The sequence below is a fragment of the Paludisphaera sp. genome, assembly GCF_037189885.1.
In the GTDB taxonomy this organism is placed as follows: Bacteria; Planctomycetota; Planctomycetia; order Isosphaerales; family Isosphaeraceae; genus Paludisphaera.
Window position 1 is genome coordinate 55,629 of record NZ_JBBCIR010000067.1, and the last position, 26,269, is coordinate 81,897.

Here is a 26,269-nt window from a genome sequence, read left to right on the forward strand (position 1 = left end):
CCAGGGTAGCCGAGCATGCGGACGGATCAAGGCCCCGGGATTCGAGATACAGGAGACGCCGTGGCGATGTCGCGCTCATCCTGGCCGCTCCACCGCTTATCATCGAGCGTGACGACGGCCCGGCCGCCTGGAGAGACTACCTTGAATTTGCTAAGGATCATCGGGCTGGCGACCGGGGTGACGGCGGCGGTGTTCGCGGTCATGCTCGCGCCGGACGTGGGGCGACGTTTCTTGCCGAGGACGATGCAGGAGCATCCGGTCGAGTGGGCGGCGGGGGCGCTCCTGCTCGGTCGGCTGGCGGCGGGGGCGTGGGGCCGGCGGCGCGACGGGGGGAGGGTGTCGCGAGTCGTGGAGAGGATTGACGCGGGCGCGGGGTGGATGCTCCGACGCGGGCTGTTGCCGGCGCTGTCGGCGTGGGCGGTCGTCCGGCTGGCGGCGTGGCTGCCGCACTATCCGTTCTGGCCGTGGTGCCACGACGTCGACAACTACGCCACGTTCGCGATGCACTGGGACGTGGGCGAGCTACCCTATCGCGACTTCCGGGCGTTCAACTTCCCGGGGCATATCTACCTGCACTGGGCGCTGGGCAAGCTGTTCGGCTGGGGCAGGCCGGGGCTGGTCTACGTCGTCGACGCCGCGGCGTTGCTGACGCTCGGCGGGGCGGTCGTCGGTTGGAGTCGGCGGCGGCTGGGCTCGGCGCTCCCGGGCGTCTTCTCGTACTTCGTATTCCTGGCCGCCTATCTCGACATGCACATCGAGCTGGTCGCCCAGCGCGACTGGCACGCGGCGCTCGGGATGACGCTGGCCCTGCTGACGCTCCAGGCTCTGCCGGGACGCGCGGGGCGATGGCTCTCCGCGCTGCTGGCGGCGGCGGCGTTCACCGTCCGGCCGCAGGCGGTCCTGCTGCTCCCGGCCCTGGCCGTGGTGGTGCTCCAGGGCGGCGGCCGGGAGCGTTCGCGAGGTCCCCGGGCGGGCGCGGCGAGGCTCGCGGAGTGGGCCTGCGCCTTCGCCCTGTTCGTGGTCGCGGGCTTCGCGCCGCTGATGATCGCGGGGGTGATGGGCGACTTCGTCCGTGGCCTGCGCGTCGTCTCCGTCGGCGGGCCCTACAGCACGTTCACCCCGTCGCGGGCGCTCGATCTCCTCTGGGAACAACTGGCGCGGCCGACGACGATCCCGCTGTTTTTGGCGCTGGCCGCGTTGAGCTTGCGAGGGCCGCTGAAGGGCGAGTCGAGGGCGTGGCTCGCGGCGATGCTGGGGGTTTTGGCCTATCGCCCCCTCAGCCCGGTCCCGCACGACTACCTCAGGACGCCGCTGATCCTGGTCGAGGCCGTCGCCTGGGCGGTGCCGGTCGCCTGGTGCCTCCGCGCGGCGACGGCCCCCGCGCCTCTCGCTCACGCCGGGCGTCGGGCGTTCCTCGGGCTGTTCGCGCTGACGCTCCTGCTCTACGAGTCGGTCCCGACGCGCGAGCCCTACAATTGCAGCTTCCCGGCGGTGGTGGACGCCGTCGGCGCGGCGGCCCGCGGCGGCTGGCCCGACGTGCCGCCGGGCGCCTGGGTGTGGTTCTCGCGATCCCGCGGCGCGATCTACCCGTGGCATGATTATCAACGCCTGCTGGAATACCTGCGCGAGAACACCGGCCCGGACACGATCGTGGCGAACGTGCTCCGGAACATGCCGTTGCCGCCGGTCAACGGCCCCGTCGGGCGGCGCTCGCCCTTCCGGGTCGAGGCGGGGATCACCTGGATGTGGATGATCGACGAGGACCTGGACGAGCGCTTCGCCCGCGAACTGCGCGAGGCCGGGCCGGACTCGGTCGTCGTCTGGGTCCCGGGCGAGGAGCAGCCCCGGCTGCCGCTGGAACGGCTGATCCAAACGATCCGCGAGGAGTACGAGCCCGAGGCCCGCTTCGGCCCGCTGGAAGTCTGGCGACGCAAGCCGGGGGCGTGACGTGGCCGGGGGGATCCTGTCGCGCCGCGCCCGCCTGGGATATCGTGGAGGGTGACCGCCCGCGATGGGCGGTCGACGACCCTCCCGCGAGGACAACTCGATGTCCCATACACGGATGCTAACCTGTTGCGCCCTGATCGGCCTGGGGTCGCTCGCCCCGGCGGCCGCCTCGGACGAGCCGATGGCGAAGCTCAAGGGCGTCCCCTTCACCGAAGTCACGATCGCCGACGCCTTCTGGGCGCCCCGCCAGGAGACCAACCGCGCCGTCTCCATCCCGATCAGCCTGGAGAGGCTGGAGGAGGCCGGCAACATCGCCAACCTCGAGTTGGCCGCGGCCGGCGCGAAGTCCGGCTATCACGGCCCCGTCTTCATGGACTCCGACCTCTACAAGGCGCTCGAGGCCGCGTCGTACTCGCTGGCCTCCCACCCCGATCCGGCGCTGGAGAAGAAGGTCGACGACATCATCGCGAAGATCGCCGCCGCGCAGCGGGCCGACGGCTATCTCAACTCCTGGTTCACCGTCGTCGCCCCGGAGAAACGCTGGACCAACCTCCGCGACGACCACGAGCTGTACTGCGCCGGGCACCTGTTCGAGGCGGCCGTCGCCCACTTCCAGGCGACCGGCCGGCGGAACTTCCTGGACGTCGCGGTGAAGCTGGCCGACCACGTCGACTCCGTGTTCGGAGTCGGCAAGAGGATGGGATACCCGGGCCATCCGGAGATCGAGCTGGCCCTCGTCAAGCTCGCCCGCGCCACCGGGGACGAGAAGTACGCCAGGCTGGCCGAGTTCTTCGTCACCCATCGCGGCCGAAAGTTCTTCGCCGAGGAGCATGGTCAGCCGGTCGAGCGTTACGACGGCAGCTACTGGCAGGACGACGAGCCGATCCGCGACCAGAAGACCATCCGGGGCCACGCCGTCCGCGCCGCGTACCTTTTGAGCGGGGCGACAGACGTCGCCGCGACGACCGGGGACGCCGGGCTCCTGAAGATGATCCGCCGGGTCTGGCGGAACACGACCGAGCGGAATATGTACATCACCGGGGGCATCGGCCCGAGCGCCCACAACGAGGGCTTCACGCACGACTACGACCTGCCGAACCGCACGGCCTACCAGGAGACGTGCGCGTCGATCGCGCTGGCCCAGTGGAATCATCGCCTCGCCCTGCTGTACGGCGACGCGAAGTACGCGGACGTCTTCGAACGCTCGCTCTACAACGGCATGCTCGCGGGGGTCTCGCTGGACGGCGAGCGATTCTTCTACGTCAACCCGCTGGAGAGCGACGGCGGCCACCACCGCTCCGAGTGGTTCTCGTGCGCCTGCTGCCCCCCCAACGTCACCCGCACGCTGGCCTCGCTGGGAGCCTACGCCTACGCGGCCGACGCCGGATCGCTGTGGGTCAACCTCTACATCCAGGGCTCGGTGAAGGTCCCGTTCGGCGGCAAGGCCGTGACGGTCGATGTCCAGACCGACTACCCCTGGGACGGCCGGGTCAAGCTCGCGCCCCGGGTCGACGAGCCGACGACCTTCACGCTGCGGCTCCGCGTCCCCGGCTGGTGCCGAGGGGCGACCGTCGCCATCAACGGCGAGCCTGTATCCTCGCCACCGATGGAGCGCGGGTACTTCGTGATCGAACGGACATGGAAGCCGGGCGACTCCGCGACGCTCGACCTCCCCATGCCGGTCGTACGCATGGCCGCGAACCCGAACGTCGAGGCCGACCGCGGCCTGCTGGCAATCCAGCGCGGGCCGATCGTCTACTGCGTGGAGGCCGCCGACGTGGGGGCCGACCTGGCCTCGCTCCATCTCCCGCGCGACGCCGCCTTGAGGCCCGAGAAGGCCCCCGACCTCCTCGGCGGGGTGGTCGTCGTGAAGGGCGAGGCGCGAACGACGCCCGAGCTTAACTGGGATCGCATGCTTTACCAGGCCGTGCCGACGGGCGACCTTACGCCGATCACCGCGATTCCTTATTACGCCTGGGACAACCGCCTCCCCGGCCCGATGAAGGTCTGGCTGCCGATCGAGCCCGCGTCGACGGTCGCCGGGCCGGGCGAGCAAGGGGCGCGTGTGACGATGTCGCATGTCAGCCCCAATTGCCAGCCCGAGGCGATCCGAGACGGGATCGAGCCGAAGTCGAGCGGCGAGCAGCCCGTCAACAACTGCCACTGGTGGCCCCGCAAGGGGACCGAGGAATGGGTCCAGTACTCCTGGAAGTCCCCCCGGACGTTCGAAAGCGCCCGGGTCTACTGGTTCGACGACACCGGCCGGGGGGAGTGCCGCGTGCCGGCCTCCTGGCGGATCGAGTACCGCGACGGCGATTCCTGGAAGCCCGTCGACGCGAAGGGCCCCTACGCGCTGTCCAAGGACGCCTGGAACGAGGTGACGTTCGCCCCGGTCGCCTCCGACGCCCTCCGCCTGGTCGTCCAGATGCCGGAAGGCTGGGCGTCCGGCGTCCACGAATGGCGGGTGCGAGAGGCCGAGGACGACTGACGACCGCGCCGTAACCTCCGCGACGCCGACGCGGCTGGCGTCGGCGTCGCGGCATGCGGCGGGTCAGGAGAGAGACCGAGTGAAGCCAGGGCGGCGAGACCGACGGAGCCAGGCCGCGCCCCCGAGCAGCGCGACGGTCTGGCCGAGGAGCGTTGCCGTTCCGGGCTCGGGCACCAGGAACCGGATGCCCGAAACGCGGGGGATATTGCGGTTGTTCGCGGCATCGACGATGTTGCCGACGAATGTCGCCGCGCCGGTGGTCTTGTTGACCCGATACAGCTCGGAGACCGTGGCGTTGGCCGTCACGGCGTAGAGGTCGCCGTCGGCGCGGAAGGCCAGCCCGCCGGTCAGGTAGTCCTTCCCGATGATGCCCGCGCCCGTCGCGATGTTGGCCACCAGCGTCGCCTGCCCGGTCGTGGGGTTGATGGTGAAGAGCCGATTGCCGATATCGCTAGGGTTGGTCATGCCGTAGAGCGTCCCCGCGCGATCGAACGCCAGGCCATCCATCGGCGGCCGGAAGTCGAACACCCGGTTGATGACCCCCGAATTCGGGACCGTGATGTCGAACCGGACGAAGGGATTCCCCGAGTTGCCCGAGATCATGTAGCCGATGCCGCGGGAATCGAACTCGATGGCCCCCTCGCCGGCCATCGCGCGCTGGATGTTGATCGTGGCGAGGGTGGCGGCGTTCGTCGGGTCGATCTGCCGGACGCGGTTGGCGACCTGATCCCAGGCGTAGACCTTGTTGCCGGTGATGGCGATGTCGAACGCCTGCATGTTGCTGGAGAGGTTCCCGATGACCCTGGCCTGGGCGGTGGCCGGGTTGATGCCGATCAGCCTGTTGTCGAGGGTGATCCCTAGCAGCATGTCGGCGCGCGCCGGCGAGGCGTGCGGGCCGAGCATGAGGCACGCCGCGAAGACCGCCGCGACCCGGCTCCTCGTAATCATGGCGACTCTCCTCCCGTTGACGAGGGAAAGGCATCGCATCCCAGGGGCGAAGGCACCCGCCGCCCGGCCTCGGATCGGCACCCGCGATGAGTTGCATGCGCACCTCATCCTCGATGCTGGAGCCCGTCCCCGTCCGGCAAAGTTTGAGAGCCCCGGGGTGGGCGTCAAGCGAGACGGGGATGACTCGGACGGGATTCCCAGATGAGAATTGATCTCGGTGACCGGGACCGCGCCTGGCCGATCGGAGTCCCGATTGAACACCAGACGTGTCCCATATTCAACGAAAAAGTGCCGATTCAACAGAAAAGCAGCGGCAATCCGGACCGGCGATACGCCGGCGGCCCGAGAGGACGCTCGGACGACCCCCTACCGCTCCTTCATCGATCCCGCTCTGTTCCCTTACGGCGCGTCATCCCCGTCCGCTTCGGCTCGATCGCACACCCCGCGGGACGCCAAGAACATCCAGCCGGGCTCGGCGTCTTACCTTTGCCCGGGGACGGGGCCGATCAGCACGAGGCCGAGGGGTTCGGGAAGGCGTTGGCGTCGTCGTCGTGGCCGGCGGGGCGGTCGAGGCAGGCGAAATCCTTCTCGATCAGGATGCGGACGGGCCCGGCGTCGGTCTGCTGGACGTGTTCGTAGCCGACGCGGTCGCCGCCGGCCCATTCCGCGACATCGCGGCGGTTGAGGCTCACCGTCAGCTTGCCGTCGCGATAGGACGCCGACGGCGCGCCTCGCGGGGCGTCGCCGGCCTCCACCGCGTAGATGAACGCCGAGCCGTCGCCCGGCCCGAACCGCAGCGCGTCCTCGACGCGCCCGCTTCCCGCCAGCTTCGCCAGGTCCTCCCGGTCGAGCCGGAGCCGGATCGAATTCCCCTTGAGCCGCAGTTTCATGGCGCAATCCTTCCCTCGCGCGAAGGGCCGTCTCTCGTGAGGCCCCGCCGGCCGATTATACGCGATCGGGTCACCAGTCGCCCGGGACGGGCTCGCCCCCGGCGCGGGTGCAGAGGGCTCTCAGGACGGCTTGCGTCGTCGTCTCGCGGATGAACCGCGCCGAGCCGTCGGCCATCGCCACGTTCGCCCCGCCGGGATGGAAGGCGTAGATGCCGAACAAGTTGTTGTCATTGACGGCCTGCCCGGGACCGCTCACCAGCCACTCGAAATGGACGCTGAGGGCCCAGGCCGCCCCCACGGAGCCCCAGCCCCTCGCGGCTGGAGGTGTAAGGGAGTAAGGCTCGACAGGCATCCCCTTCTTGTAGCAATCGGGCCGGCCCGCACGCTCGCCGATCAGGATCGTGTTCGACAGGCCGTCCACGACCTCGGCGAGCCTCGCCTTCCTGTAGCCCAGGGACCGGCTCTCACTATAAGTCGGCTCGCCCCACGCGCCGAACTCGACGCCGTCGAGGATCATATCGGACTCGACGCCGCCCACGATCGCCCCGCCCGGGAGGCGCGCGCGGACGCCGCCGACGGCTTCGTAATCCGTCCGGGCCGCCGTCCCGACCCGCCGCCCCGGGATCGTCGCGACGTTCCAGGTCTCTTGCCAGGCGAAGACGTCCGGCAGGTTGGGCGTCGGGTTGGCCGACGAGGGGCATATGAGCGTCGACAGGGCGACGTTCACGCCCGTCTGGTTCTCGAAGAAAGTCGGCGGCAGGTCCAAGTTCAGGCTCGCCAGGACGTCCGCCCGCTCCAGGCCCGGGAGGATCGCCGTGCGCCAGCAGTGGAAGTGAAACTCGTCGATGGGCCCCCGCGGCCGGGGCAGGAACCGGCCGTTGTACAGATCGGGCAGCGCCCTGGCCATCGACTCGTGGTTCAGTGTCGCCAGGACGATCTGCCGCAGGTTGTTTCGGCACGACGTCGCCCGGGCGGCTTCCCGGCTCGCCTGCACCGCCGGGATCAGCAGCGCCGCCATCAGCCCCACCACCGCGAGCACCGTCAGCAGCTCAATGAGCGTGAACCCCGCCCTCGCTCGCTTCATGACCGGCCTCCCCGCGCATGCGGTCGCGACGACGAACGTCGTCTTACAACCGTAACACACGAGGAGGCCGGAGCGTCAAGGGGTGGGGTGGTTGGTCACTTCGAGTCCGTCAGGAACTCGGCCAGGACGCGGCCGGGGGCGTCGTCCAGGGGGATGCCCAGGAGGTGGGCGGCGGTGGGGGCGACGTCGATGTTATTGACGGCGGGGAGCTTGGCGCCGGGCTTGATCCCCGCGCCCGAGGCGACGAAGAGGGCCTTCATCTTCGGCTCGGTGGAGATGTAGCCGTGGCTACCCCGCTGGGCGTGCTCCTGGATCAGCCCCTGCCCCTTGACGGCCCCGCCCACGCCGTAGCCGTCCTTCGCGGCGATGACCATGTCGGCCATGGCGGGATGGGACGCGGGGTCGGGGAGGCCCAGGCCCGGGAAGTCGGCCGGGTCGAACACGCCGGAGATGCCCTCGGCGGTTTCGAACAGCTCGCGGACCTTCTGGCGGTCCTCCTCCTTCGTGGCCGGGTTCGCCAGGTAGACCAGGCCGATGCCTCCCTCGGGGACGACATAGGCGCGGGCCGACTCGACGTTGTCCCCCTCGACGGTCAGCAGGCCGGCGTCGCGCAGGGCGATGTTGGGCCGGATCGTCCTCGTGTTGTTGATGAAGCCGTGGTCGGACACGACGAAGAACGTGGTCTTGTCGCGGATCCCGGCCTCCTCGGCCGCCTGGACGACCTTGCCCACCAGCGCGTCGAGCTTGGCGGCGACCTCGCGGCCCTGGGGGGTGCCGTAGCCGTGCTGGTGGTGGGTGGAGTCCAGCTCCAGCAGGTGCAGGGCGAGGAAGGCGGGCTTGCGCTCGCGGAGGACGTGGGCGGCCAGCTCGGTCCAGACCACGTCGCGGGCGCCGCCGCCGAGCTTGAACTTCTCGGTCAGCCCGGCCGAATCCATGTGCCCCTTGAGCGCCGGAGTGATGTGGTTGAGCATGTTGCGGACGTCGGGGAAGTTGTCGTCGATGCCCTCCGAGCCGGCCGTGCAGGGCCAGTTGATCGCGGCCGTGCCCCGGCCGGCGGCCTTGACCCGGTCGAACAGGAGCGGGACGCGGACCAGCTCGGATTGGAGGGCCTCGGCGTTCCCGGTCGTCGGCTTGCCCTCGGCGCGGGTGAGCACGCCGTTGTAGATCACGCCGTGGCCGATGGGGTGGACGCCGGAGACCAGGGTGGTGTGGTTCGGCCAGGTGACAGAAGGGTTGGAGACGGTCATCCCCTGCTCGGTGGACGCCCCGGCGTCGCGGAGGCCGCGGATCGCCGGGATCGAGACCGCGGGGTCGTCCAGGTAGGAGGCGGGGAAGCCGTCGAGCGAGATCAGGACCACGTGACGATCCGACCCGTCCGCGGCCGTCGCGGCCGTCGTCATCGTCGCCAGGATCGCCAGCGCCAGAAGACGCCTCATCAAGTTCACCTCATCGACCGTGCGTTGATGCGGATACGTCGATCCGGTCGGGCGGACTTCCCGCCCGGACACCGGACAGCGTAACGGCGCGGGCGCGCCGGATAAAGGCCCCGGCGCGGCTCAGCGCCGCAGGACGGGCGAGCGGACGGCGAGCCGCTGGAACGAGCGGGCGTCGATCTGCTGGAAGCCGACGCCCGACTTCCAGCGCCAGGTCCCGTTGCCGCCGTAATCGATGTAGAGCCAGCCGTCGGAGGCCCCGGCGAGGGCGATGGGGTCGGCCAGGTTGACCTGCCGGTAGCCGGAGGCCGGCGACCACTCCCAGTGACCGTGGACGCCGAAGTCGATGTGCATGACCCCGTCGGACCCGGCGGCGAGGCCCTGGGCGTCGGCGTCGTTGATCTTGGCCCAGGCGTTGGACCTGGAGCGCGACCAGAGCCCCCCCGCGCCGTAGTCGAGGTAGAGCGTCCCCTCGTCGGCGACGGCCATCCCCTCGGGGCCCTGGGGGTGGAGCTGGGTGAGCCAGGCCGACTCGGTCCAGACCCAGAGCCCGAACTGGCCGTACTCGACGAACAGCTCGCCCGAGGGCCCGGCGGCGAAACTCCGCGGGTTGGCCTCGTTGAGCCGCCGCAGGCCGGCGCCGGCCGTCCAGCGCCAGAGGCCGGCCGGGCCGTAGTCCACGAACAGTGAGCCGTCGGAGCCCGGCGCGATCGCCTCGGGGTCGGCGTCGTGGATCTGGCGCATCCCGGTCGAATCGGACCAGCGCCAGAGGCCGAAGGGGCCGTAGTCAACGAACAGCGAGCCGTCGGGGGCGACGGCGATGCCCTGGGGGTCGGCCGCGTTGATCTGCGTCCAGCCGCCGGAGAGGGTCCAGCGCCAGAGGCCGTTGGCGCCCTGGTCGACGTACAGCGGGTCGCCGCCCGCCGGCGGGGGAGGGGGCGGCGGGGGCGGGGGCGGCTGGGACGGCGGGACGACGCTCCAGCCGATGTCCTTGAGCATCGCCCATTCCAGCTCGCCCAGGTCGGACCGCTGGCCCGCCATCGTCACGGGGTTCATGATCGACCGGACCCCGGAGGCGACGTGCGAGCCGCTCATCGGCACGGCGGCGCCGCCGTTGGCCGCCCTGGCGTTCGCGCCCACGAACGAGGTGCCCTGCATGTTGGCCTGGAACGTGGGCTGGCTGATGAACCCCAGCGAGTGGAGGAACTCGTGGCGAGCGACGGTCACGAAGTCGATCTGGCTCCGCGTCAGGCCGGCCGTCGTGGCCCCGAAGAACCAGTTCGTGGAGCCGTCGTCGTCGAACATCAGGTAGGTGATGTCGGGGGCGAAGTCGTTGGGCCCCTCGCCCCGCATGGAGTTGCCCGCGCCGACCGAATAATACGCGCCTCCCTGCGCGATGCTGCCCGTCAGCGACCGGCCGTAGGCGTAGACCTTGACGACGTCGGCCGGCGAGCTGGACGTGACCGTCCGGGTGCCCGAGTTGGTGTCCAGCGTGAACCGGGTCGTGGGGACCGGCGCCAGCGTGTCGCCCAGCCGCGAGGCGATCGCGTTGAGCGTCGACTCCAGGACCGCCCGGCGGTCCGCGGTGAAGAATCCCGAGTCCAGCGAATAGTCGAACGCCAGCGACACCGCCAGCAGGCGGCGGTCCTCCAGCGTCTCGCACAGCGGCGCGCGGCCCCGTCGGCGTCGTCTCTCGGCGTCTCTCGTCACGGCGTCTCCCTCCCCGGCGCCCTCGTTGGTCCATCAAAGATCGTAGCCCATGGACGCCCCCACGCGCCTAGAGATGCCAGGAAAAGCGGGCTCCCCCGGCCCCTCCCCCGGCCCCGGCCCGGTTGACGCGGGCGCGGCGGCGAGATAGAACCGATCAACTGACGCTTGAACATCCCCCCACGAGCCCCCGCAGATGAATCACGCGCGTCGTCCGACCGGCCTGGTGTGCCTGATCGGCCTAGCGGCCCCGATCCTCCTCGCCGCCGATTCGCCGGCGCCGACCCCCGCGCGGGCGCTGGCCGTCCCGGAGGGCTTCACGATCGAGCGGGTCGCCGGGCCGCCGCTGGTCGACCGGCCGATCACCGCGGCGTTCGACGAGCGGGGCCGGCTGTACGTCGCCGACTCCTCGGGCTCGAACGAGAAGGTGGAGGAACAGCTCGCCAGGAAGCCGCATCGGATCGTCCGCCTGGAGGACACCGACGGCGACGGCGTGTTCGACGAGCGGGTCGTCTTCGCCGACGGGATGATGTTCCCGGAGGGGACGATGTGGCTGGACGGCTCGCTCTACGTCGCCGCCCCCCCCAGCATCTGGAAGCTCACCGACACCGACGGCGACGGCGTGGCCGACGAGCGCGTGGAGTGGTTCGACGGCAAGACCCTCACCGGCTGCGCCAACGACCTGCACGGCCCCTACCCCGGCCTCGACGGCCGCGTCTACTGGACCAAGGGGGCGTTCGCCGAGCAGACCTACGACGCGCCCGACGCGGCCCCGTTCGTCACCAGCGCTTCGCACATCTTCCGGTCGCGGCCCGACGGCACGGAGATCGAGCCGGTGCTGACCGGCGGCATGGACAACCCGGTCGACGTGGCGTTCACCCCCGGCGGCGAGCGAATCCTCTCCTGCACGTTCCTCCAGCGCCCCGGCGGCGGCCTCCGCGACGGCCTGATCCACGCGGCTTACGGCGGCGTCTGGGGCAAGGAGAACGCGGTCCTCGACGCCGCGTCGCACAAGTGGACCGGCCCCGGCCTGATGCCCCCCCTGCTCCACATGGGCCCGGCGGCGCCATCGGGTTTGGCGTGCATGGAATCCGACGCGCTCGGCGAGGGCTTCCGCGGCAACCTGTTCGCCTGCCAGTTCAACCTCCACAAGGTGAGCCGACACGTCCTGAAGCCCGCCGGCGCGACGTTCACGACCGAGGACCAGGACTTCGTCACCAGCGACGACCTGGACTTCCACCCGACCGACGTGGTCGAGGACGCCGACGGCAGCCTGCTCGTCCTGGACACCGGCGGCTGGTACAAGCTCTGCTGCCCCACGTCCCAGTTCCACAGGCCCGAGGAGCTGGGCGGCATCTACCGCGTGCGCCGGAAGGACGCGCCGAAGGTCGACGACCCGAACGGGCTGCGCGTCGATTGGGACGGGCTCGCCCCGGCCGACGCCGCCGGCCTGCTGGCCGACGCGCGCCCGGCCGCGCGCCGTCGCGCCATCGAGACGCTCGGCGTCATGGGCACCGCCGCCGTGCCGGCCATGCTCGATGTCGTGAACGGATCGGGATCGGTCGACGCCCGGCTCGGCGCGGTCTGGGCGTCGGCCCGGGTCGACGCGCCCGAGGCCCGCGAGGTGGTCCGCCTCGCGCTGGGCGACGGCGACGAGACCGTGCGCCAGGCCGCGGCGAACGTCGCCAGCCTGACGCGCGACGCCGGCAATTCCGTGGCGCTCGCCGAGCTGCTGCGAGGCCCCTCGATCCTCAACCGTCGGGTCGCCGCCGAGGCGATCGGCCGGATCGGCGACAAGGCGGCGATCCCGACGGTCCTGGAGGCCCTGGCCGACCCGGCCGCCGAGGACCGGTTCCTCCACCACGCGTTGACGTACGCCCTGATCCAGATCAACGACCCGGCGGGGACGGCCGGGGCGCTGGGCTCGGCCGATCCGAAGGTGAAGCGGGCCGCGCTCATGGCGCTCGATCAGATGGAAGGCGGCGGGCGGCTGGACCCGGTCGCGACCGCGGCGATGCTGGCCGACGCGGACTCGGGCGTCCGCGAGGCCGCCGGCTGGATCATCGGCCGCCGCCCCGAGTGGGGCCAGGCCCTCGCCGGGTTCTTCGCCGATCGCCTGAAACGAGACGACCTCTCCCCCGAGGACCGCGCGGGGCTGGAGGCGCAGCTCGCGCGCAACGCGGCCTCGCCGGCCGTGCTGGACCTCCTCGCGAAGACCGCCGCCGACCCCGACGCCGCGCCCGCCCGCCGCGCCACCGCCCTGGCGGCGATGGCCCAGGCCCGGCCCCGGGACGTGCCCGCCCCCTGGATCGCCGCGCGGGCCGCCGCGCTCTCCGGCCCCGACGCCGACCACGCCCGCCGCGCCGTCGCCGCGACGCGCGCCCTGACGCCGGCCCCCGACAAGGCCGGCGCGCTGGCCGCGCCGCTGCTCGCCCTGGCCGGTCGCGAGGACCTGCCGGCCGACGCCCGCCTGGAAGCCCTGGCGGCGGTCCCCGGCGGGCTGGCGAAGGTCGAACCGGCGACGTTCGCGCTCCTGGCCGAGCAGGTCGACCCCGATCGCCCCGTCTCCGCCCGCGGCCTGGCCGCCGACGTCCTCGCCCGCGCGAGGCTCTCGGCCGACCAGCTCGACTCCCTGGTCGACATCATCAAGGACGCCGGCCCCCTGGAGGTTGACCGCCTGCTGACCCCCTACGAGTCCCAGGCCGACGACGCGCTGGGGGTGAAGCTGGTGGAGGCGCTCAAGGAGTCGGCCGCGCGGACGAGCCTCCGCGTCGACTCGTTGAAAACCCATCTGGCGAAGTTCGGCCCGGAGACGGGCAAGGCGGCCGAGGGGCTCTACAGCCTCCTCAACGCCGAGGCCGGCAAGCAGCAGGCGAGGCTGGACGAGCTGATGGGGAAGATCGCCGGCGGCGACGTCCGGCGCGGCCAGGCCGTGTTCCACGGCGACAAGGCCGCCTGCGCCACCTGCCACGCCGTGGGCTATCGCGGCGGCGACGTCGGCCCGGACCTCACGCGGATCGGCGGCGTGCGGACCGAGCGCGACCTGCTGGAGGCGGTGCTGTTCCCCAGCGTCAGCTTCGTCCGCAGCTACGAGCCCGTCGTGGTCGCCACGACCGACGGCAAGGTGTACAGCGGCCTGCTCAAGGCCGAGACCCCGGAGGAGTACGTCCTCGTCACCGGCGCCGACCAGGTCGCCCGCGTCCCCCGCGACGACGTCGACGAGATCCGCCCCGGCACCGTCTCCATCATGCCCGCCGGCCTGGACCAGCAGCTCACCACCCAGGAACTCGCCGACCTCGTCGCGTTCCTCAAGGCGTGCCAGTGACGCGCGTATTCACCGGCGGCCGACGGCCTGTTTCGGTAGAATTCGATGGTCGGCTTGCCGGAGGTGACCCATGAACTCGCGCGAGGTCGTGATGGAAGGGACCGTGCGGCCCGACGGGACGCTGGTGCTCGACGGGCCGACGAAGCTCCCCCCCGGTCGAGTCCAGGTCATCGTTCAGTCCTTGCCGGAGTTGCCGCCGGGCGATCCCTTCTGGGACATGATGCAATCCATCTGGGCCGGGCAGAAGGCGAGGGGATTCACGCCCCGTCCGTCCGAGCAGGTCGAAGCGGAGCGTGAGGAGACCAGGAAGCACTGGGAGGATCGACTCCAGGAGGTCGGGCGGCTCCAGGAGGAGTCCCGCCGCCTCCGCGGGCTCGAATGATGAGGATTTGCCTCGACGCCAATTGCGTCATCTATCTCGTCGAGAGGAACCCGCTCTGGGCGCCGAAGCTGGTGGCCCGGCTGGCGACGGCGAAGGCGGCGGGAGACACGCTGGCCGTCAGCGACCTGGCCCGCTCGGAATGCTTGATCGGCCCGCTCCGCGCCGGGGACGCCGCCGCTCTGGCGGATTATCAACGGTTCTTCTCGAGCCCCGCCATCGAGATGCCGCCCTTGACCCCGGCCTCCTGCGAGCGAGCGGCCATGATCCGCGTTGCCTCGAACCTGAAGATCAAGCTCCCGGACACGTTGCACCTGGCCTCCGCCCTCGAACACGGCTGCGGCCTGTTTCTCACCAACGACATCCAGCTCGCCGGATGCGCCGCAATCGCCGTCGAGATCCTGTAATCGGTCATGCGCGGCGCGGCATCCGAACCGAGGGGCCGAATCGCCCGACGCCCGCGGCAACGCCTCGCTCACAGCTTGCGCAGGAGCGGCAGGGGGACGTAGAACGTCTGGTAGCGGCGGCCGTCGGTGAAGAGGGTGCCGGAGGGGTGCTCGACGAGGACGGTGGCGCGGCGGGTGATGCGGTTGACGCGACCCCGCAGGAGGGTGCCCTCCATGTCGAACTCCACCGCGTCGCCGACGCGCACGCCGAACGTCGCGGCGGCCTGCTCGCGGGGCGTCACCAGGTCGTGCCGCACCCCCTCGTGGCCGAAGATCCGCCGCGAGAGCATGCGGAAGTTCTCGGCCGAGCAACTGGAGCGACCCCAGCCCAGGAACTCGGCCAGGTGCAGCAACTCGTGCTCGAAGATGCGCTGGAGCGCCTCAAGGCGGTCGGCGCAGGTCAGGCCGCCGACGACCACCTCGCGGTCGACGTCGCGGAAGGTGTTGAACAGAAGCGTGGTCGAGACGGCGATCTCGTATTCCGGCTGCTCCACGATCCGTCCCGCCCGGCGCACCCTCCGCACCAGGCGCATCGTCTGCCCCGCGGCGCGGGTCAGCCGGCGCGAGAGCCGGAAGGCCATCGGATAGGCGCAGTCCTCCCGGAGCATCTCCGAGAGGCAGTCGCGGAAGAACTCGGCGTCGTAGAGCCGGAACAGCCGTTCGAGGTCCTCCGCGGCCAGGCTGGCGAAGTTCCCCGAGCGGACGTGGGGCGATTCGTCGAGCATCGCCCCGTAGATCCGCCGCGACCGCTCGCGGACCTGTTCCGGCGCGTACAGCAAAGAGGCCAGTCGGGCCTGGCGCGACGGGCCTGGGCCCAAGACCATCGACATTACCTTCGTCCACCATGCAACACTACACATCCCTGTGCTTTATCACAACGCGGAGTACAATCTTTTCACTTGAGTCATTGATTCTCAAGCAACAGTGAGACGCACTTAGAGACTGTCCCGCAAGCATCTAGAGACTGTCCCGCAAGCATCTTGTGTACAGTATTGCCCGCTGCGTGTTCGCCGGAATCCGCCGATTTGTACACTGGAAACCGGCTGCCCAATACTGAACAAACGACGCTTATGGGATAGATTCTTAGTGTTTCTTTCTGGTCTGACCCGACCCAACCGTCCGTATCGAGTGGCGGCCAGCAGGAGTCCCTTGCAGGGACCGCGAAGTCGTACGAGGCGCCGAATTCTCGGCTCTCCATGGAGTGACCATTGTCGGTTTTAGAATATCGCGCTGATGAAGAAATTCGCCATAACTAAGCGGGATTCGGTCTTCAACAAGACTGCGCTTTGCTGAGTTATCGAGCTTCGGTTTTTGGTCTTTTAATTTTGCAGCCCTGGATTCACCAGTCGACAGTTGAGACTCAGATCTGATGCCCTCATGCTTCGCAAGAAACTTCTTTGCATAGCCTAAACAAGCAGTAGCTCGACCCAAGGCAACCTTATGAACTTTAACTAAATGTGATTCCAAACGCAGCAACTTGACATCTGATGTGCACTCTGGACATCGCACCAATTTATGATCGCCCTCGCGATGCCCAGTTTTCAAGCGAGGAGTGACCTCAGACTCGACTGCCTTTGCGAGAGGGCCGGTTGGACCATGAGGAGTGACCTCAGACTCGACTGCCTTTGCGAGAGGACCGGTTGAACCATACGGCTGTGATCTAGCGGGAATAAGGGCGGTCATGCGAGCCGGAGGGTTGACAGCACGAGTTCTTGCGGGAGGCGCGCCACATAAATGGGACTTCATTAGATTCGAGCGAACGTAAACTCTGCATTTTGGGCAAGCGATGTATCCTTTCGGTATACTGTGCGAGCCCTGTGGCGACGCAGCAGCACTGGTTTTCAGCAGTTCCCTAGATCCAGTCGATCGAGCCGTTCCCGAAGTTCCGGGCGACCGGCCTACCCCATGAGCTCTCCTAAGATGTCGTGGATAATTACGTGTCTTTAATTTCGCATTGCATTTTACGCAAAGCGTCCACTCTACCTCGGCCGTAGAAACGACCATAGGAATCGCCCTCCTCTGAAACACTACTTTCTCATAACTTGCCCACTAAAATCGAAGGAGATACGACTGCAAGAGGCTCGGGCAACACTTCGGCATATCTAGACCCATCCACACTTGCATCAGTGCCTTGTCCGAGCCGCTTAGAGAGCAGTATAGCATTTCGGCTCCGACGAAATGACCGACTGTATCAATACGTGGGTCGTGCCACGAACCGGACGCAGACCGGCTTCGGGATCGACACGGGCTCGCCGGTCGCCGTCAGGGCGCCGGTCGCCTGGTCGATCTTGAAGACGAGGATGGAATCCGAATCCTGGTTCTCCGCCAGCAGCCAGCGGCCGGTGGGGTCGATCGCGAAATCGCGCGGGTTCTTGCCGCCGGTGGGCGTCCAGCCGGACGGCGTCAGCGTCCCCGTCGCGGGGTCGACCGTGAAGACGGCCAGGCTGTCGTGGCCCCGGTTCGAACCGTACACGAAGTTGCCGGAAGGATGGACGGAGATCGCCGCGCAGTGGCTCGTGCCGTCGAAGTCGCCCGGCAGCGTGGAGACCGTCTGGATCACCTTGAGCGTCCCCGCCTCCGCGTCATATTCGAGGACGGTCACGGTGTTCTTCAATTCGTTGATGACGTAGGCGTGCTTGCCCGAGGGATGCCAGGCCAGGTGGCGCGGGCCGGAGCCGGGGGAGATCTTGACGCCCGGCGGGTCGAGGGGCGTCAGCGCGCCGGCGGCGGGGTCGACGTCGTACACCAGCACCTGGTCGATCCCCAGGTCGGCCACGAGGACCCGACTCCCCGTCAGGTCGAAGGTCGCGGAGTGGGCGAAGGGGGCGGTCTGACGGGCCGGGTCGACGCTCTTGCCGTGGTGCTTGATGTAGGCCGAGGCCGGCTTCAGCGAGCCGTCCGGGCCGATCGGCAGGCCGACGACGCTGCCGCCGGCGTAGTTCGCCGCCACGACCAGCTTGCCCGTCGGGTCGACCGCCAGGTGGCACGGGATCGCGCCCTTCGACGATTGCTGGTTGAGTTGGGTCAGGGCGCCCGTCGCGGCGTCGAGCGCGAACGCCGTCACCGAGCCGGACTCCTCGCCCTCGAACTCGCCCACCTCGTTGACCGCGTAGAGCGTCTTGCCGCCCGGGTGGACCGCCAGGTACGACGGATTCGCCGCCCCGGCCGCCGCGCCCTTCGGCGTCAGGGCCCCGGTGGCGGCGTCGAACTCCAGGAGGTAGATCCCCTCGCTGGGGGACTCCTTCGAGTTCGTGTAGGTCCCGACGTAGGCCCAGTACTTCTCCGCCGCCGCGGCGTCGGTCCGCGTCATGATCACCCCCGCCAGCAAGAGGCAAGCGGACGCCAACGCCCGCCGCGAAGCCGCACTGATCCTCATCGCCATCGCCCCCAGGGTCCGAACCGTCGCGAACACGACCGCCGCCGAGCCCCCGACGTTATCACAGGCCCGGCGGGCGGCCAAGGGGCGCGGCCGGGCACGCGCGGATCGCCAGCAAGCACAAGCACGAATTCTTTCGGTGTTAAGAATAATAAATCTGCACCTACGTCCCGAATTTCCTGGAAGCCGAGCGTCGCCCCGGCCAGGATAGGCGGGTCGCCGCTCAGCCGGCGATCCACCGTCGCCATCCTCTCCCGACCGAACGGAGGCCTTTCCCATGGTACGCCGCCGCGCGTTCACGCTGATCGAGCTGCTGGTCGTCATCGCCATCATCGCGGTGCTCATCGCGCTCCTGCTGCCGGCCGTGCAGGCGGCGCGCGAGGCCGCGCGCCGGGCGCAATGCGTCAACAACATGAAGCAGATCGGCCTGGCTTGCCACAACTACGCCGACGTGATGGGATCGTTCCCGGCGAACCTCTACCTCCACCCGGCGTACGCCTCGGCCACCTATAGCTGGAACAATTCGAGCTGGCTGGTCTTCTGCCTGCCGCAGATGGAGCAGCAGTCGCTCTACAACGCGGTGAACTTCAGCCTGATGTGGGGCCCCGACGCGCTGGGCAACTGGAGCGCGATGTACCTGGGCCACCAGAACTCGACCGTGCGGACGACGATCCTGAACACGCTGATCTGCCCGTCGGACTCCAGCCAGCCGATCGACTCGATCAACGCCGACGAGATCGGCAACAACCCGGCGGCCGGGACGTCGTACGTCGGCAACCTGGGGGACAACTGCCTGGCCTGCAACACGCCGAACAGCCAGCCCGTCCAGATGTTCTGCTCGGCGCAGGGGTACAACTGCCGCGGCGCGCAGCTCGGCGACCCCGCGACCACGACGTTCCCCCCCAGCCCGGGGACGGGGTCGGGGATCTTCTGGCGGCAGTGCAACGGCGTGAAGCTCTCGGAGATCACCGACGGGACCTCGAACACGATGCTGGCCGGCGAGCAGATCATGCGGGTGACGCGCTGGAACGCCTGGACGCACGCGAACCAGAGCGTCGGCTCGACGGCCCTGCCGCTGAACTACCTGGCGCCCGGCGTCGGGATCAACGCCTCCGGCAGCATCGACGTCCGTACCGGGGCGAGCAACCGCGACGCCTGGACCAACTGGTACAGCTTCCGCAGCCAGCACCCCGGCGGCGGCAACTTCCTGATGGCCGACGGCTCGGTGAAGTTCATCAAGAACTCCATCAGCATGCCCGTCTATCAGGCCCTCAGCACGCGCGGGATGGGCGAGGTCGTCTCGTCGGACTCGTACTGATCCCCCGCCCGCCACCCATGGAGAACCGATCATGAAGATCACGCTTCCCGTGCCGCGCGCCGCGGCCCTCGCCGTCGCGATGCTGGCGAGCCTCGTCGCCCTGCCCGGCTGCGGCGAATCGGGCCCGACGATGGGCCGGGTGCATGGCAAGGTGACGTACAACGGGCAGCCGGTCCCGAAGGGGACGATCACGTTCGTGCCGACCGCGCCGGGGGGCCGCAACGCCACCGGCGCGATCGCCGAGGACGGCACCTACGCCCTCCAGACCGAGGCCCCCGGCGACGGCGCCATCGTCGGCGACTACAAGGTGACCGTCGCCGCCCGCGACGACGTCATCCTGGACTACATCCCCAAGAAGGCGCCGCCGCCCAAGCGGCTGACGCCCGAGAAGTACGAGAACCCCGAGACCTCCGGCCTCACGGCCAAGGTCGAGCGCGGCTCCAACACCCGCGACTTCGCCCTGACCGACTGACCGGCGGGATGCCCGTCGCGGGCCGGCGCCGATCCGGCCCGCGACGCCGCCTGGCTTGGCCAGATAGTCTTTCCAGTCCCCTCTCGATTCGCCTCCGACACGCCCATCTCAAGGGCATTCGACACGGACGCGCATGACGCAATATCCATCGCGCCAAGACATCCATCTCATGGGCCGCCATGCGCATTGATCGCGCAAGCATCACCGCGGGCATGCCGCGCATGATCCGCTCGCGACGCGCATTCTCATGGACGTCCGCTCGATAATCCGACGCCTCGGCCTGGCCGCGCAGACGACCCGGTCTGGGGACGCCCGACGACCACGCCGGACCATGTCCATGCGGCCCGGCCTTGCCGTCGAAGCACAAGCCATCTTGAACTTCTTGACGGCCTCTCGCGGCCTTATCCGACCTCGGCCTTCGACCTGGCTATCCGCTCCATGTGCTCCCGGCCCCAGTCGCACAGCGGCCTCAGGGCCTGGCCGAGCGAGACGCCGAACTCGGTCAGCGAGTACTCGACGCGGGGCGGGATCTCCCGGAAGTCCTCGCGGACGACGATCCCGTCCGCCTCCATCTCCCGCAGCTGCTGGATCAGCATCTTCTCGCTGATGCCCGTCACCATCCTCCTCAGCTCACCGAACCGCCGAGGGCCATCGGCGAGGTGCCAGAGGACGATCGGCTTCCATTTGCCGCCGACGACGGCGAGCGCGGCTTCCAGGCCGCAGCCGTAGGACCGTGGTTTCATCGCCTCCCCCCGGGGTACTTACGAAAAGGTGCGTACTTGCCCGCCGGAAACCGCCCCCTAATCATAGCCCGCGTTCCGATCCTTCACCAGCATGGGGGCCGTCCGATGGGAAAGCTCGACGGGAAGGTGGCGGTGGTGACCGGGGGCAACGGCGGCATCGGCCTGGCCACGGCCAGGCGATTCGCCGCGGAAGGGGCCAAGGTCGTCATCACCGGCCGGAGGCAAGCGGAGCTCGACAAGGCGGTCGCCGAGATCGGGCATGGGGCGATCGGGGTCCAGGGCGACGTGTCGAGGCTGGCGGACCTCGACCGGCTCTACGCCACCGTCAAGGAGGCGCACGGGCGCGTCGACGTCCTCTTCGCCAACGCGGGGGGCGCCCGGTTCGCCCCGCTCGGCGAGATCACCGAGGAGCACTTCGACCAGGAGTTCGGCGTCAACGTGAAGGGGTTGCTCTTCACGGTCCAGAAGGCGCTGCCGCTGCTCACCGACGGCGGGTCGATCATCCTGAACGCCTCGATCGTCTCGATCAAGGGCATGCCCGCCTTCAGCGTCTACAGCGCCACCAAGGCCGCGGTACGGTCGTTCGCCCGCACCTGGACGGTAGACCTGAAGGACCGCAAGATCCGCGTCAACGCGCTGAGCCCCGGCCCGATCGACACGCCCGGCGTCGACGGGCTGGCCGGGTCGGAGGAGGAAGCCAGGCGGTTCAAGGAGGGGATGGCTTCCCAAATCCCGCTCGGGCGCATCGGCGATCCGGACGAGATCGCCAAGGTCGCCGTGTTCCTCGCCTCCGATGACAGCAGCTTCGTCACGGGCATCGAGCTGTTCGTCGACGGCGGGATGGCTCAGATCTGAGCGACGGCGAGCGGCTCGCCGGGCGGCGTGGGCTCGTCGGCGGGGAAGACGGCAGTCCACGCCGACGTTGACGCGTGGGAGGCGGGCGGGGGACGGACGGCGATTGACGGGGCCTCGCGACGGCCGTTAGTCTGCAGTTCCTCTCGCCGGTGGGTCGCCGGCGCCCCCCGCCGTGGAGCCTTGTCATATGATCGCGCGACGAATCCCCCTCGCCCTCGCGGCGACCGCCCTCCTCATCGCCGGCGGCGACGAACCGGGCCACTTGCTCGACCACGACGACGCCCCGACGCCCGCCGCGCAGGCCCCGTCGAAGATGACGATGCCGCCGGGGTTCGTCGTCAAGCCGTTCGCGGCCGAGCCCGACGTCGTCCAGCCGATCGCCTTCACGATCGACGCCCGGGGCCGGCTCTGGGTCGTCGAAAATTACTCCTACCCGATCTGGCTGGAAGGGCCCGTCGGGAAGGACCGCGTCCTGATCTTCGAGGACGTCGACGGCGACGGCGCGTTCGACACCCGCAAGGTCTTCTTCGAGGGGGGGACTAGCCTGACGGGGATCGAGCTGGGCTTCGGCGGCGTCTGGCTCTGCGCCACGCCCAACCTGGTGTTCATCCCCGACGCCGACGGCGACGACGTGCCCGACGGCCCGGCGAAGGTCGTCCTGGACGGCTGGGACGAGAAGGCCCAGCACAACATGTTCAACGGCCTGAAGTGGGGCCCCGACGGTTGGCTCTGGGGGTGCAACGGCATCCTCTCCAACTCGCTCGTCGGCAAGCCCGGCGCGCCGGCCGCGGGTCGGGTCCCGATCAACACCGGGGTCTGGCGTTACCACCCCGTCCGCCAGGAGTTCGAGGTGGTCGCCCACGGGACCACCAACCCCTGGGGCCTGGACTTCGACGACCACGGCGAGGCGTTCATCACCAACTGCGTCATCGCCCACCTGTTCCACGTCGTCCCCGGGGCGCGCTACGACCGGATGTTCGGCGAGGACTTCAACCCGCACACCTACGAGCGCATCCCCACCGTCGCCGACCACCTCCACTGGGCGGGCGGCCACTGGACCGAGTCTCGCGAGGGCGCCGGGCACGACCGCCACAGCCTGGCCGGCGGCGGCCACGCCCACGTCGGCGCGATGATCTACCTGGGCGACCAGTGGCCCGATCGATATCGCGACGGCATGTTCACGTTCAACATCCACGGCCACCGCGTCAACCACGACCGCCTGGAGCGCAAGGGCTCCACCTACGTCGCGAGCCACGAGCCCGACCTCCTGCGCGTGGACGACGTCTGGTTCCGCGGCCTGGAGCTGAAGTACGGCCCCGACGGCGGCGTCTACTTCACCGACTGGTCCGACATCGGCGAGTGCCACGAGAACGACGCCGACGGCTCCCACCGCGAGAACGGCCGCATCTACAAGATGACCCACGGCGACGCGAAGCCGGTGAAGGTCGACCTGGCGAAGCTCTCCGATCTGGAGTTGGTCGCCCTCCAGGGCCACAAGAACGAGTGGTACGTGCGCACCGCGCGGCGGCTGCTCCAGGAACGGGCCACCAACGCCGAGGCGCCCCACCCCATGCCCGAGGCCCGCGCGGCGCTCCTGCGGATGCTGGCCGACGCGCCCGACGCCCCCCGCCGCCTCCGCGCCCTCTGGGCGCTGAACGCCATCGGCGCGGTCGACGTGGAGAACCTGATCGCCCTGCTGGACGATCGCGAGGAATCCGTGCGGGCCTGGGGCGCGCGGCTGCTGGCCGAGACCACGCCCGTCCCGCCAGACGTCGTCGACAAGTTCGCCGAGATGGCCGGGAGCGACCCCGCGCCCCGCGTGCGCCTGGCGCTGGCCTCGGCCCTGTCGCGGATGCCGACGTCCGAATACCGCCGCCCGCTGGCCCGCGCCCTGGCCTCGGCCGAGATCGACCCGGGCGACCGGATGCTCGCCCTGATGACCTGGTACGCGATCGAGACCGAGGCGGCGGCCTCGCCGGAATTCGCGACCGAGGTCCTGCCGACGGTCAAGCTGCCGATGCTGCGGGAATTCCTCGCCCGCCGGCTGGTCTCCGCCGACCCGGCCAAGGGGCTCGCCGCGCTGGCGCCGGCGTTGAACTCCGACCGCGACGACCTCCGCTCCGACGTGCTCGACGGCGTGCTCGACGCCCTGCGGGGCCGCAAGCAGGTCGACCGCCCCGACGGCTGGAGCGACCTGTACGCCGGGCTCTCGGCGGTGAAGTCGCCCGAGTTGCTCGACAAGGCGCTGCTCCTTGCGGTGATCCTGGACGAGCCGAAGGCCGTGGAGGCCCTGCGCGCGCTCCTCCTCGACCCCAAGGCGGGCGCCGACCGCCGCGCCACCGCGCTGGCGACGCTGACCGAGCGGCGCGCCCCCGGCCTGGGCCGCGACCTGCCGGGCCTGCTGGACGACGACGCCCTCCGCGCCCGAGTCATCCGGGCGATGGCCGCGTTCGGCGAGCCAGACGCCCCCAAGATCCTCCTCGACCGCTACGCGCGGCTCTCGCCGGCGGAGCGCGAGGACGCCGTCGCCGCGCTGGCCTCGCGCCCGGCCTGGGCGCTGGCCCTGCTCGACGCGATCGAGCGGGGCGTCGTCCCGCGCCGCGAGGTGAGCGTCACGGTCGCCCGCCAGATCCAGGCGCTCGGCGACGCGGCGCTGTCGAAGCGGCTGGAGGCCGTGTGGGGGACCGCGCGGGCGACCTCGGCCGACAAGGCGGCGCTGATCGGCAAGTACAAGGCGATCCTCGGCTCCGGCCAGGCCGACCCGGTCGCCGGCCGCGCGGCCTACGAGCGGACGTGCCAGGCCTGCCACAAGCTGTTCGACGCCGGCGGCGACGTCGGCCCCGAGCTGACCGGGTCCGACCGCGCCAACGCGGACTACATCCTGGAGAACGTGCTGGACCCCAGCGCGACGGTCGCCCACGAGTACACCGTGACGAACGTCGCCACCGCGGACGGCCGCCTGGTCTCCGGCATCCTGCGCTCCCAGACCGACGCCGTGCTGACCATCCAGACCGCCAACGAGCTGGTCCTGATCCCGGCCGAGGACGTGGAGGAGGTGAAGCGGTCGAACGTCTCGATGATGCCCGAGGGGCAGCTCGAGACGCTCTCCGAGCAGGAGATCCGCGACCTCTTCGCGTATCTGGCGTCGCCCGGCCAGGTCGGGCCCGCGGCCTCGGAGTGAGGCCGCGGGGGGCCCGCGGCCCGGGTCAGGCCGTGCCGCGGATCCCCAACCGCCAGCGCACCGAGTCCACCACCGCGCCGGGGAAGCGGCGGGCCAGCATCCCCAGCGAGGGGCGGACGCCGTCTCGGAGGCGCAGGGCGAAGCTGAAGATCTCCGGGTGGACGACGTCGAAGGGCGTCCCCGGGGCCCGCTCGGCCTCCGCCCGCAGCTCGGGGAGGGCCTCCAGGGCCTCCTTGCGCGCGTAGATGATGATGTTCTGGCGGTAGCAGGACACGATGGAGGCGTCCGTCCAGTATCGCGCCCGCAGGCAGTCGACGGCGACGTAGCCGCGGCGCTCGAACAGCCCGCGCCAGTAGCTCTGCCACTGCTCGTTGATGTGGTTCCTGCCCCCCTGCCCGGGGACCGCGGCGGAGAAGAGCACGACGTCGGACAGGCCCGTGAGCTGGTCGATGAAGCCCTCGGCCGCCTCGGGGGGGAGGTGCTCGGCCACCTCCAGCGACACGGCCAGGTCGAACTTCTCCGAGATCCCGACGGGGGCCGTCAGGTCGCGGGGGAGGAAGCGGTCGGCCGGGATGTGCAGCTTCTCGCGGGAGACGTAGTCGCCGTCGATCCCGAGGATCGTCTCGACGCCCTGGTCGCGGAAGACGCTCAGCCAGGTCCCCACGCCGCAGCCGACATCGACGACGCTCCGGGGCTTCACCAGGGAGACCACGTGGGGGACGACCACCCTGGCCGACCTGACGGAGCCCTCGGACTGGTTCGCGTAGAAGGCGTCGTTATACAAGGACATTAGCACACTCATGTTGCATGAAACGGGAGGCGCGGCTCGCGACTGTCCCGAGCCCCGGGGCGATTCTAGCGGCCGGCCGCTCGGCCATACAAGGGCGGCGGCGGAAGCTTGCGGGCCCGCGCCCCCGCGCGGTAGGCTCGCCGGGGTCCGGAAGGCGGGGGCGTGGCCCGAGGCGTGTCGGCGCGGCCCGCCGCCGGCCGGACGCGGGGAGTCGCCGCCGATGGCCCGGAATTTCGTGCTGACCGTGACCGGGCCCGACCGGGTCGGGATCGTCGAGGAGGTGACCGGCGTGGTCCTCGCCCGGGGGGGCAATGTGGATACCAGCCGCATGACGCGGCTCGGCGGCGAGTTCGCCGTCCTGATGCTCGTCTCCATCCCCGAGGAGAAGGCCGAGGGCCTGGAAACCGATTTCGCGGGCCTGGTCGAAAAGGGGTACCGCGCGGCCGTCGTCCCCGCCCGCCCGGAGCCCGACCACGGCGCCGCCGGCTGGGATCCGTACCACATCGAGGTCGACGGCGCCGACCACGAGGGGATCATCCACGAGGTCGCCCGCCACCTGGCCTCCCACGGGATCAGCGTCGAGGAGATGGACTCCGAGTCCGGCCCCGCCCCCACCAGCGGCTCCCCGCTGTTCTCCATGCGGGCGCTGGTCCTGGTCCCCCCGGGCCTCGGCGACGCCTGGGCCGAGGGGCTCCGCGAGATCGGCTGGCGGCTGAACCTGGAGGTCCACGTCGCCCCGCTCTCCGACTCCGCCGACGACGAGGGCTGACCCGCCGTCGCCCCCCTCGCGGCCGGTGTTGACAATCGGCCGCGCCGGCTCGATCATGCGGGGGCGCGGGCCGCCGGGAAATCGGCCGGCGAAATCTCCAACGGATCCCCCGCGCGGG

Annotated in this window: 19 protein-coding genes; 10 read left to right on the top strand and 9 right to left on the bottom strand. The window is 70.0% G+C overall.

Annotation, left to right across the window (positions count from 1 at the left end):
- Positions 1-141 precede the first annotated feature (141 nt).
- Both WG209_RS18685 and WG209_RS18690 read left to right on the top strand, forming a co-directional pair.
- Positions 142-1,947: a hypothetical protein gene (locus tag WG209_RS18685; RefSeq protein ID WP_337176598.1), complete on the top strand. Its 1,806-nt coding sequence runs from the start codon at positions 142-144 to the stop codon at positions 1,945-1,947.
- Between the two features lie 100 nt (positions 1,948-2,047).
- The gene (locus WG209_RS18690) at positions 2,048-4,435 is read left to right on the top strand and encodes a beta-L-arabinofuranosidase domain-containing protein (protein WP_337176599.1); all 2,388 of its coding nucleotides are present in this window, start codon (positions 2,048-2,050) and stop codon (positions 4,433-4,435) included.
- 63 nt (positions 4,436-4,498) lie between these two features.
- Here WG209_RS18690 and WG209_RS18695 read toward each other — a convergent pair whose 3' ends face one another.
- The 5 genes from WG209_RS18695 to WG209_RS18715 all read right to left on the bottom strand — a co-directional run bounded on the left by WG209_RS18695 (position 4,499) and on the right by WG209_RS18715 (position 10,500).
- Positions 4,499-5,383 (bottom strand): hypothetical protein, encoded by an 885-nt coding sequence (locus WG209_RS18695; protein ID WP_337176600.1) that lies wholly within the window; start codon positions 5,381-5,383, stop codon positions 4,499-4,501.
- A 506-nt stretch (positions 5,384-5,889) separates the two neighbouring features.
- Entirely contained in the window at positions 5,890-6,273 is a 384-nt protein-coding gene (locus tag WG209_RS18700; RefSeq protein ID WP_337176601.1) for a hypothetical protein, read from the bottom strand.
- Between the two features lie 70 nt (positions 6,274-6,343).
- A complete protein-coding gene (locus tag WG209_RS18705; RefSeq protein ID WP_337176602.1) occupies positions 6,344-7,357 on the bottom strand; it encodes a DUF1559 domain-containing protein in 1,014 nt (337 codons plus the stop codon).
- A 95-nt stretch (positions 7,358-7,452) separates the two neighbouring features.
- On the bottom strand, positions 7,453-8,793 hold the full coding sequence (locus tag WG209_RS18710; protein ID WP_337176603.1) for an ectonucleotide pyrophosphatase/phosphodiesterase: 1,341 nt from the start codon (positions 8,791-8,793) through the stop codon (positions 7,453-7,455).
- Between the two features lie 120 nt (positions 8,794-8,913).
- Positions 8,914-10,500 carry a hypothetical protein gene (locus tag WG209_RS18715; RefSeq protein WP_337176604.1) on the bottom strand — a complete coding sequence of 529 codons (1,587 nt, stop codon included), beginning with the start codon at positions 10,498-10,500 and terminating at the stop codon, positions 8,914-8,916.
- 193 nt (positions 10,501-10,693) lie between these two features.
- Between WG209_RS18715 and WG209_RS18720 the strand changes: the two genes are divergently transcribed.
- The 3 genes from WG209_RS18720 to WG209_RS18730 all read left to right on the top strand — a co-directional run bounded on the left by WG209_RS18720 (position 10,694) and on the right by WG209_RS18730 (position 14,608).
- On the top strand, positions 10,694-13,822 hold the full coding sequence (locus tag WG209_RS18720) for a PVC-type heme-binding CxxCH protein (RefSeq protein ID WP_337176605.1): 3,129 nt from the start codon (positions 10,694-10,696) through the stop codon (positions 13,820-13,822).
- Between the two features lie 70 nt (positions 13,823-13,892).
- Positions 13,893-14,204, top strand: coding sequence for a hypothetical protein (locus WG209_RS18725; RefSeq protein WP_337176606.1), 312 nt, complete (start codon positions 13,893-13,895; stop codon positions 14,202-14,204).
- Entirely contained in the window at positions 14,201-14,608 is a 408-nt protein-coding gene (locus WG209_RS18730; RefSeq protein WP_337176607.1) for a PIN domain-containing protein, read from the top strand. The genes WG209_RS18725 and WG209_RS18730 overlap by 4 nt, the downstream gene beginning before the upstream one ends.
- A gap of 68 nt (positions 14,609-14,676) precedes the next feature.
- Here WG209_RS18730 and WG209_RS18735 read toward each other — a convergent pair whose 3' ends face one another.
- Both WG209_RS18735 and WG209_RS18740 read right to left on the bottom strand, forming a co-directional pair.
- Positions 14,677-15,477, bottom strand: a complete 801-nt coding sequence (locus tag WG209_RS18735) for a SprT-like family protein (protein ID WP_337176608.1) — start codon at positions 15,475-15,477, stop codon at positions 14,677-14,679.
- A 1,361-nt stretch (positions 15,478-16,838) separates the two neighbouring features.
- Positions 16,839-17,957, bottom strand: coding sequence for a lactonase family protein (locus WG209_RS18740; protein ID WP_337176609.1), 1,119 nt, complete (start codon positions 17,955-17,957; stop codon positions 16,839-16,841).
- A gap of 343 nt (positions 17,958-18,300) precedes the next feature.
- Between WG209_RS18740 and WG209_RS18745 the strand changes: the two genes are divergently transcribed.
- Both WG209_RS18745 and WG209_RS18750 read left to right on the top strand, forming a co-directional pair.
- Positions 18,301-19,341 (top strand): DUF1559 domain-containing protein, encoded by a 1,041-nt coding sequence (locus tag WG209_RS18745; protein ID WP_337176610.1) that lies wholly within the window; start codon positions 18,301-18,303, stop codon positions 19,339-19,341.
- A 31-nt stretch (positions 19,342-19,372) separates the two neighbouring features.
- A complete protein-coding gene (locus WG209_RS18750) occupies positions 19,373-19,813 on the top strand; it encodes a hypothetical protein (RefSeq protein ID WP_337176611.1) in 441 nt (146 codons plus the stop codon).
- A gap of 401 nt (positions 19,814-20,214) precedes the next feature.
- Here the strand turns inward: WG209_RS18750 and WG209_RS18755 are convergent, their stop codons facing one another.
- Positions 20,215-20,556, bottom strand: coding sequence for a helix-turn-helix domain-containing protein (locus tag WG209_RS18755; protein ID WP_337176612.1), 342 nt, complete (start codon positions 20,554-20,556; stop codon positions 20,215-20,217).
- Positions 20,557-20,661: 105 nt separating this feature from the next.
- On the opposite strand from WG209_RS18755, the gene WG209_RS18760 reads away from it, so the two are divergent.
- Both WG209_RS18760 and WG209_RS18765 read left to right on the top strand, forming a co-directional pair.
- Positions 20,662-21,411, top strand: coding sequence for a glucose 1-dehydrogenase (locus WG209_RS18760; RefSeq protein ID WP_337176613.1), 750 nt, complete (start codon positions 20,662-20,664; stop codon positions 21,409-21,411).
- A 187-nt stretch (positions 21,412-21,598) separates the two neighbouring features.
- On the top strand, positions 21,599-24,592 hold the full coding sequence (locus tag WG209_RS18765) for a PVC-type heme-binding CxxCH protein (protein WP_337176614.1): 2,994 nt from the start codon (positions 21,599-21,601) through the stop codon (positions 24,590-24,592).
- Between the two features lie 25 nt (positions 24,593-24,617).
- On the opposite strand, the gene WG209_RS18770 is transcribed toward WG209_RS18765, so the two are convergent.
- On the bottom strand, positions 24,618-25,382 hold the full coding sequence (locus tag WG209_RS18770; protein WP_337176615.1) for a methyltransferase domain-containing protein: 765 nt from the start codon (positions 25,380-25,382) through the stop codon (positions 24,618-24,620).
- 220 nt (positions 25,383-25,602) lie between these two features.
- On the opposite strand from WG209_RS18770, the gene WG209_RS18775 reads away from it, so the two are divergent.
- Entirely contained in the window at positions 25,603-26,151 is a 549-nt protein-coding gene (locus WG209_RS18775; protein ID WP_337176616.1) for an ACT domain-containing protein, read from the top strand.
- The last annotated feature ends 118 nt before the right edge of the window (positions 26,152-26,269 follow it).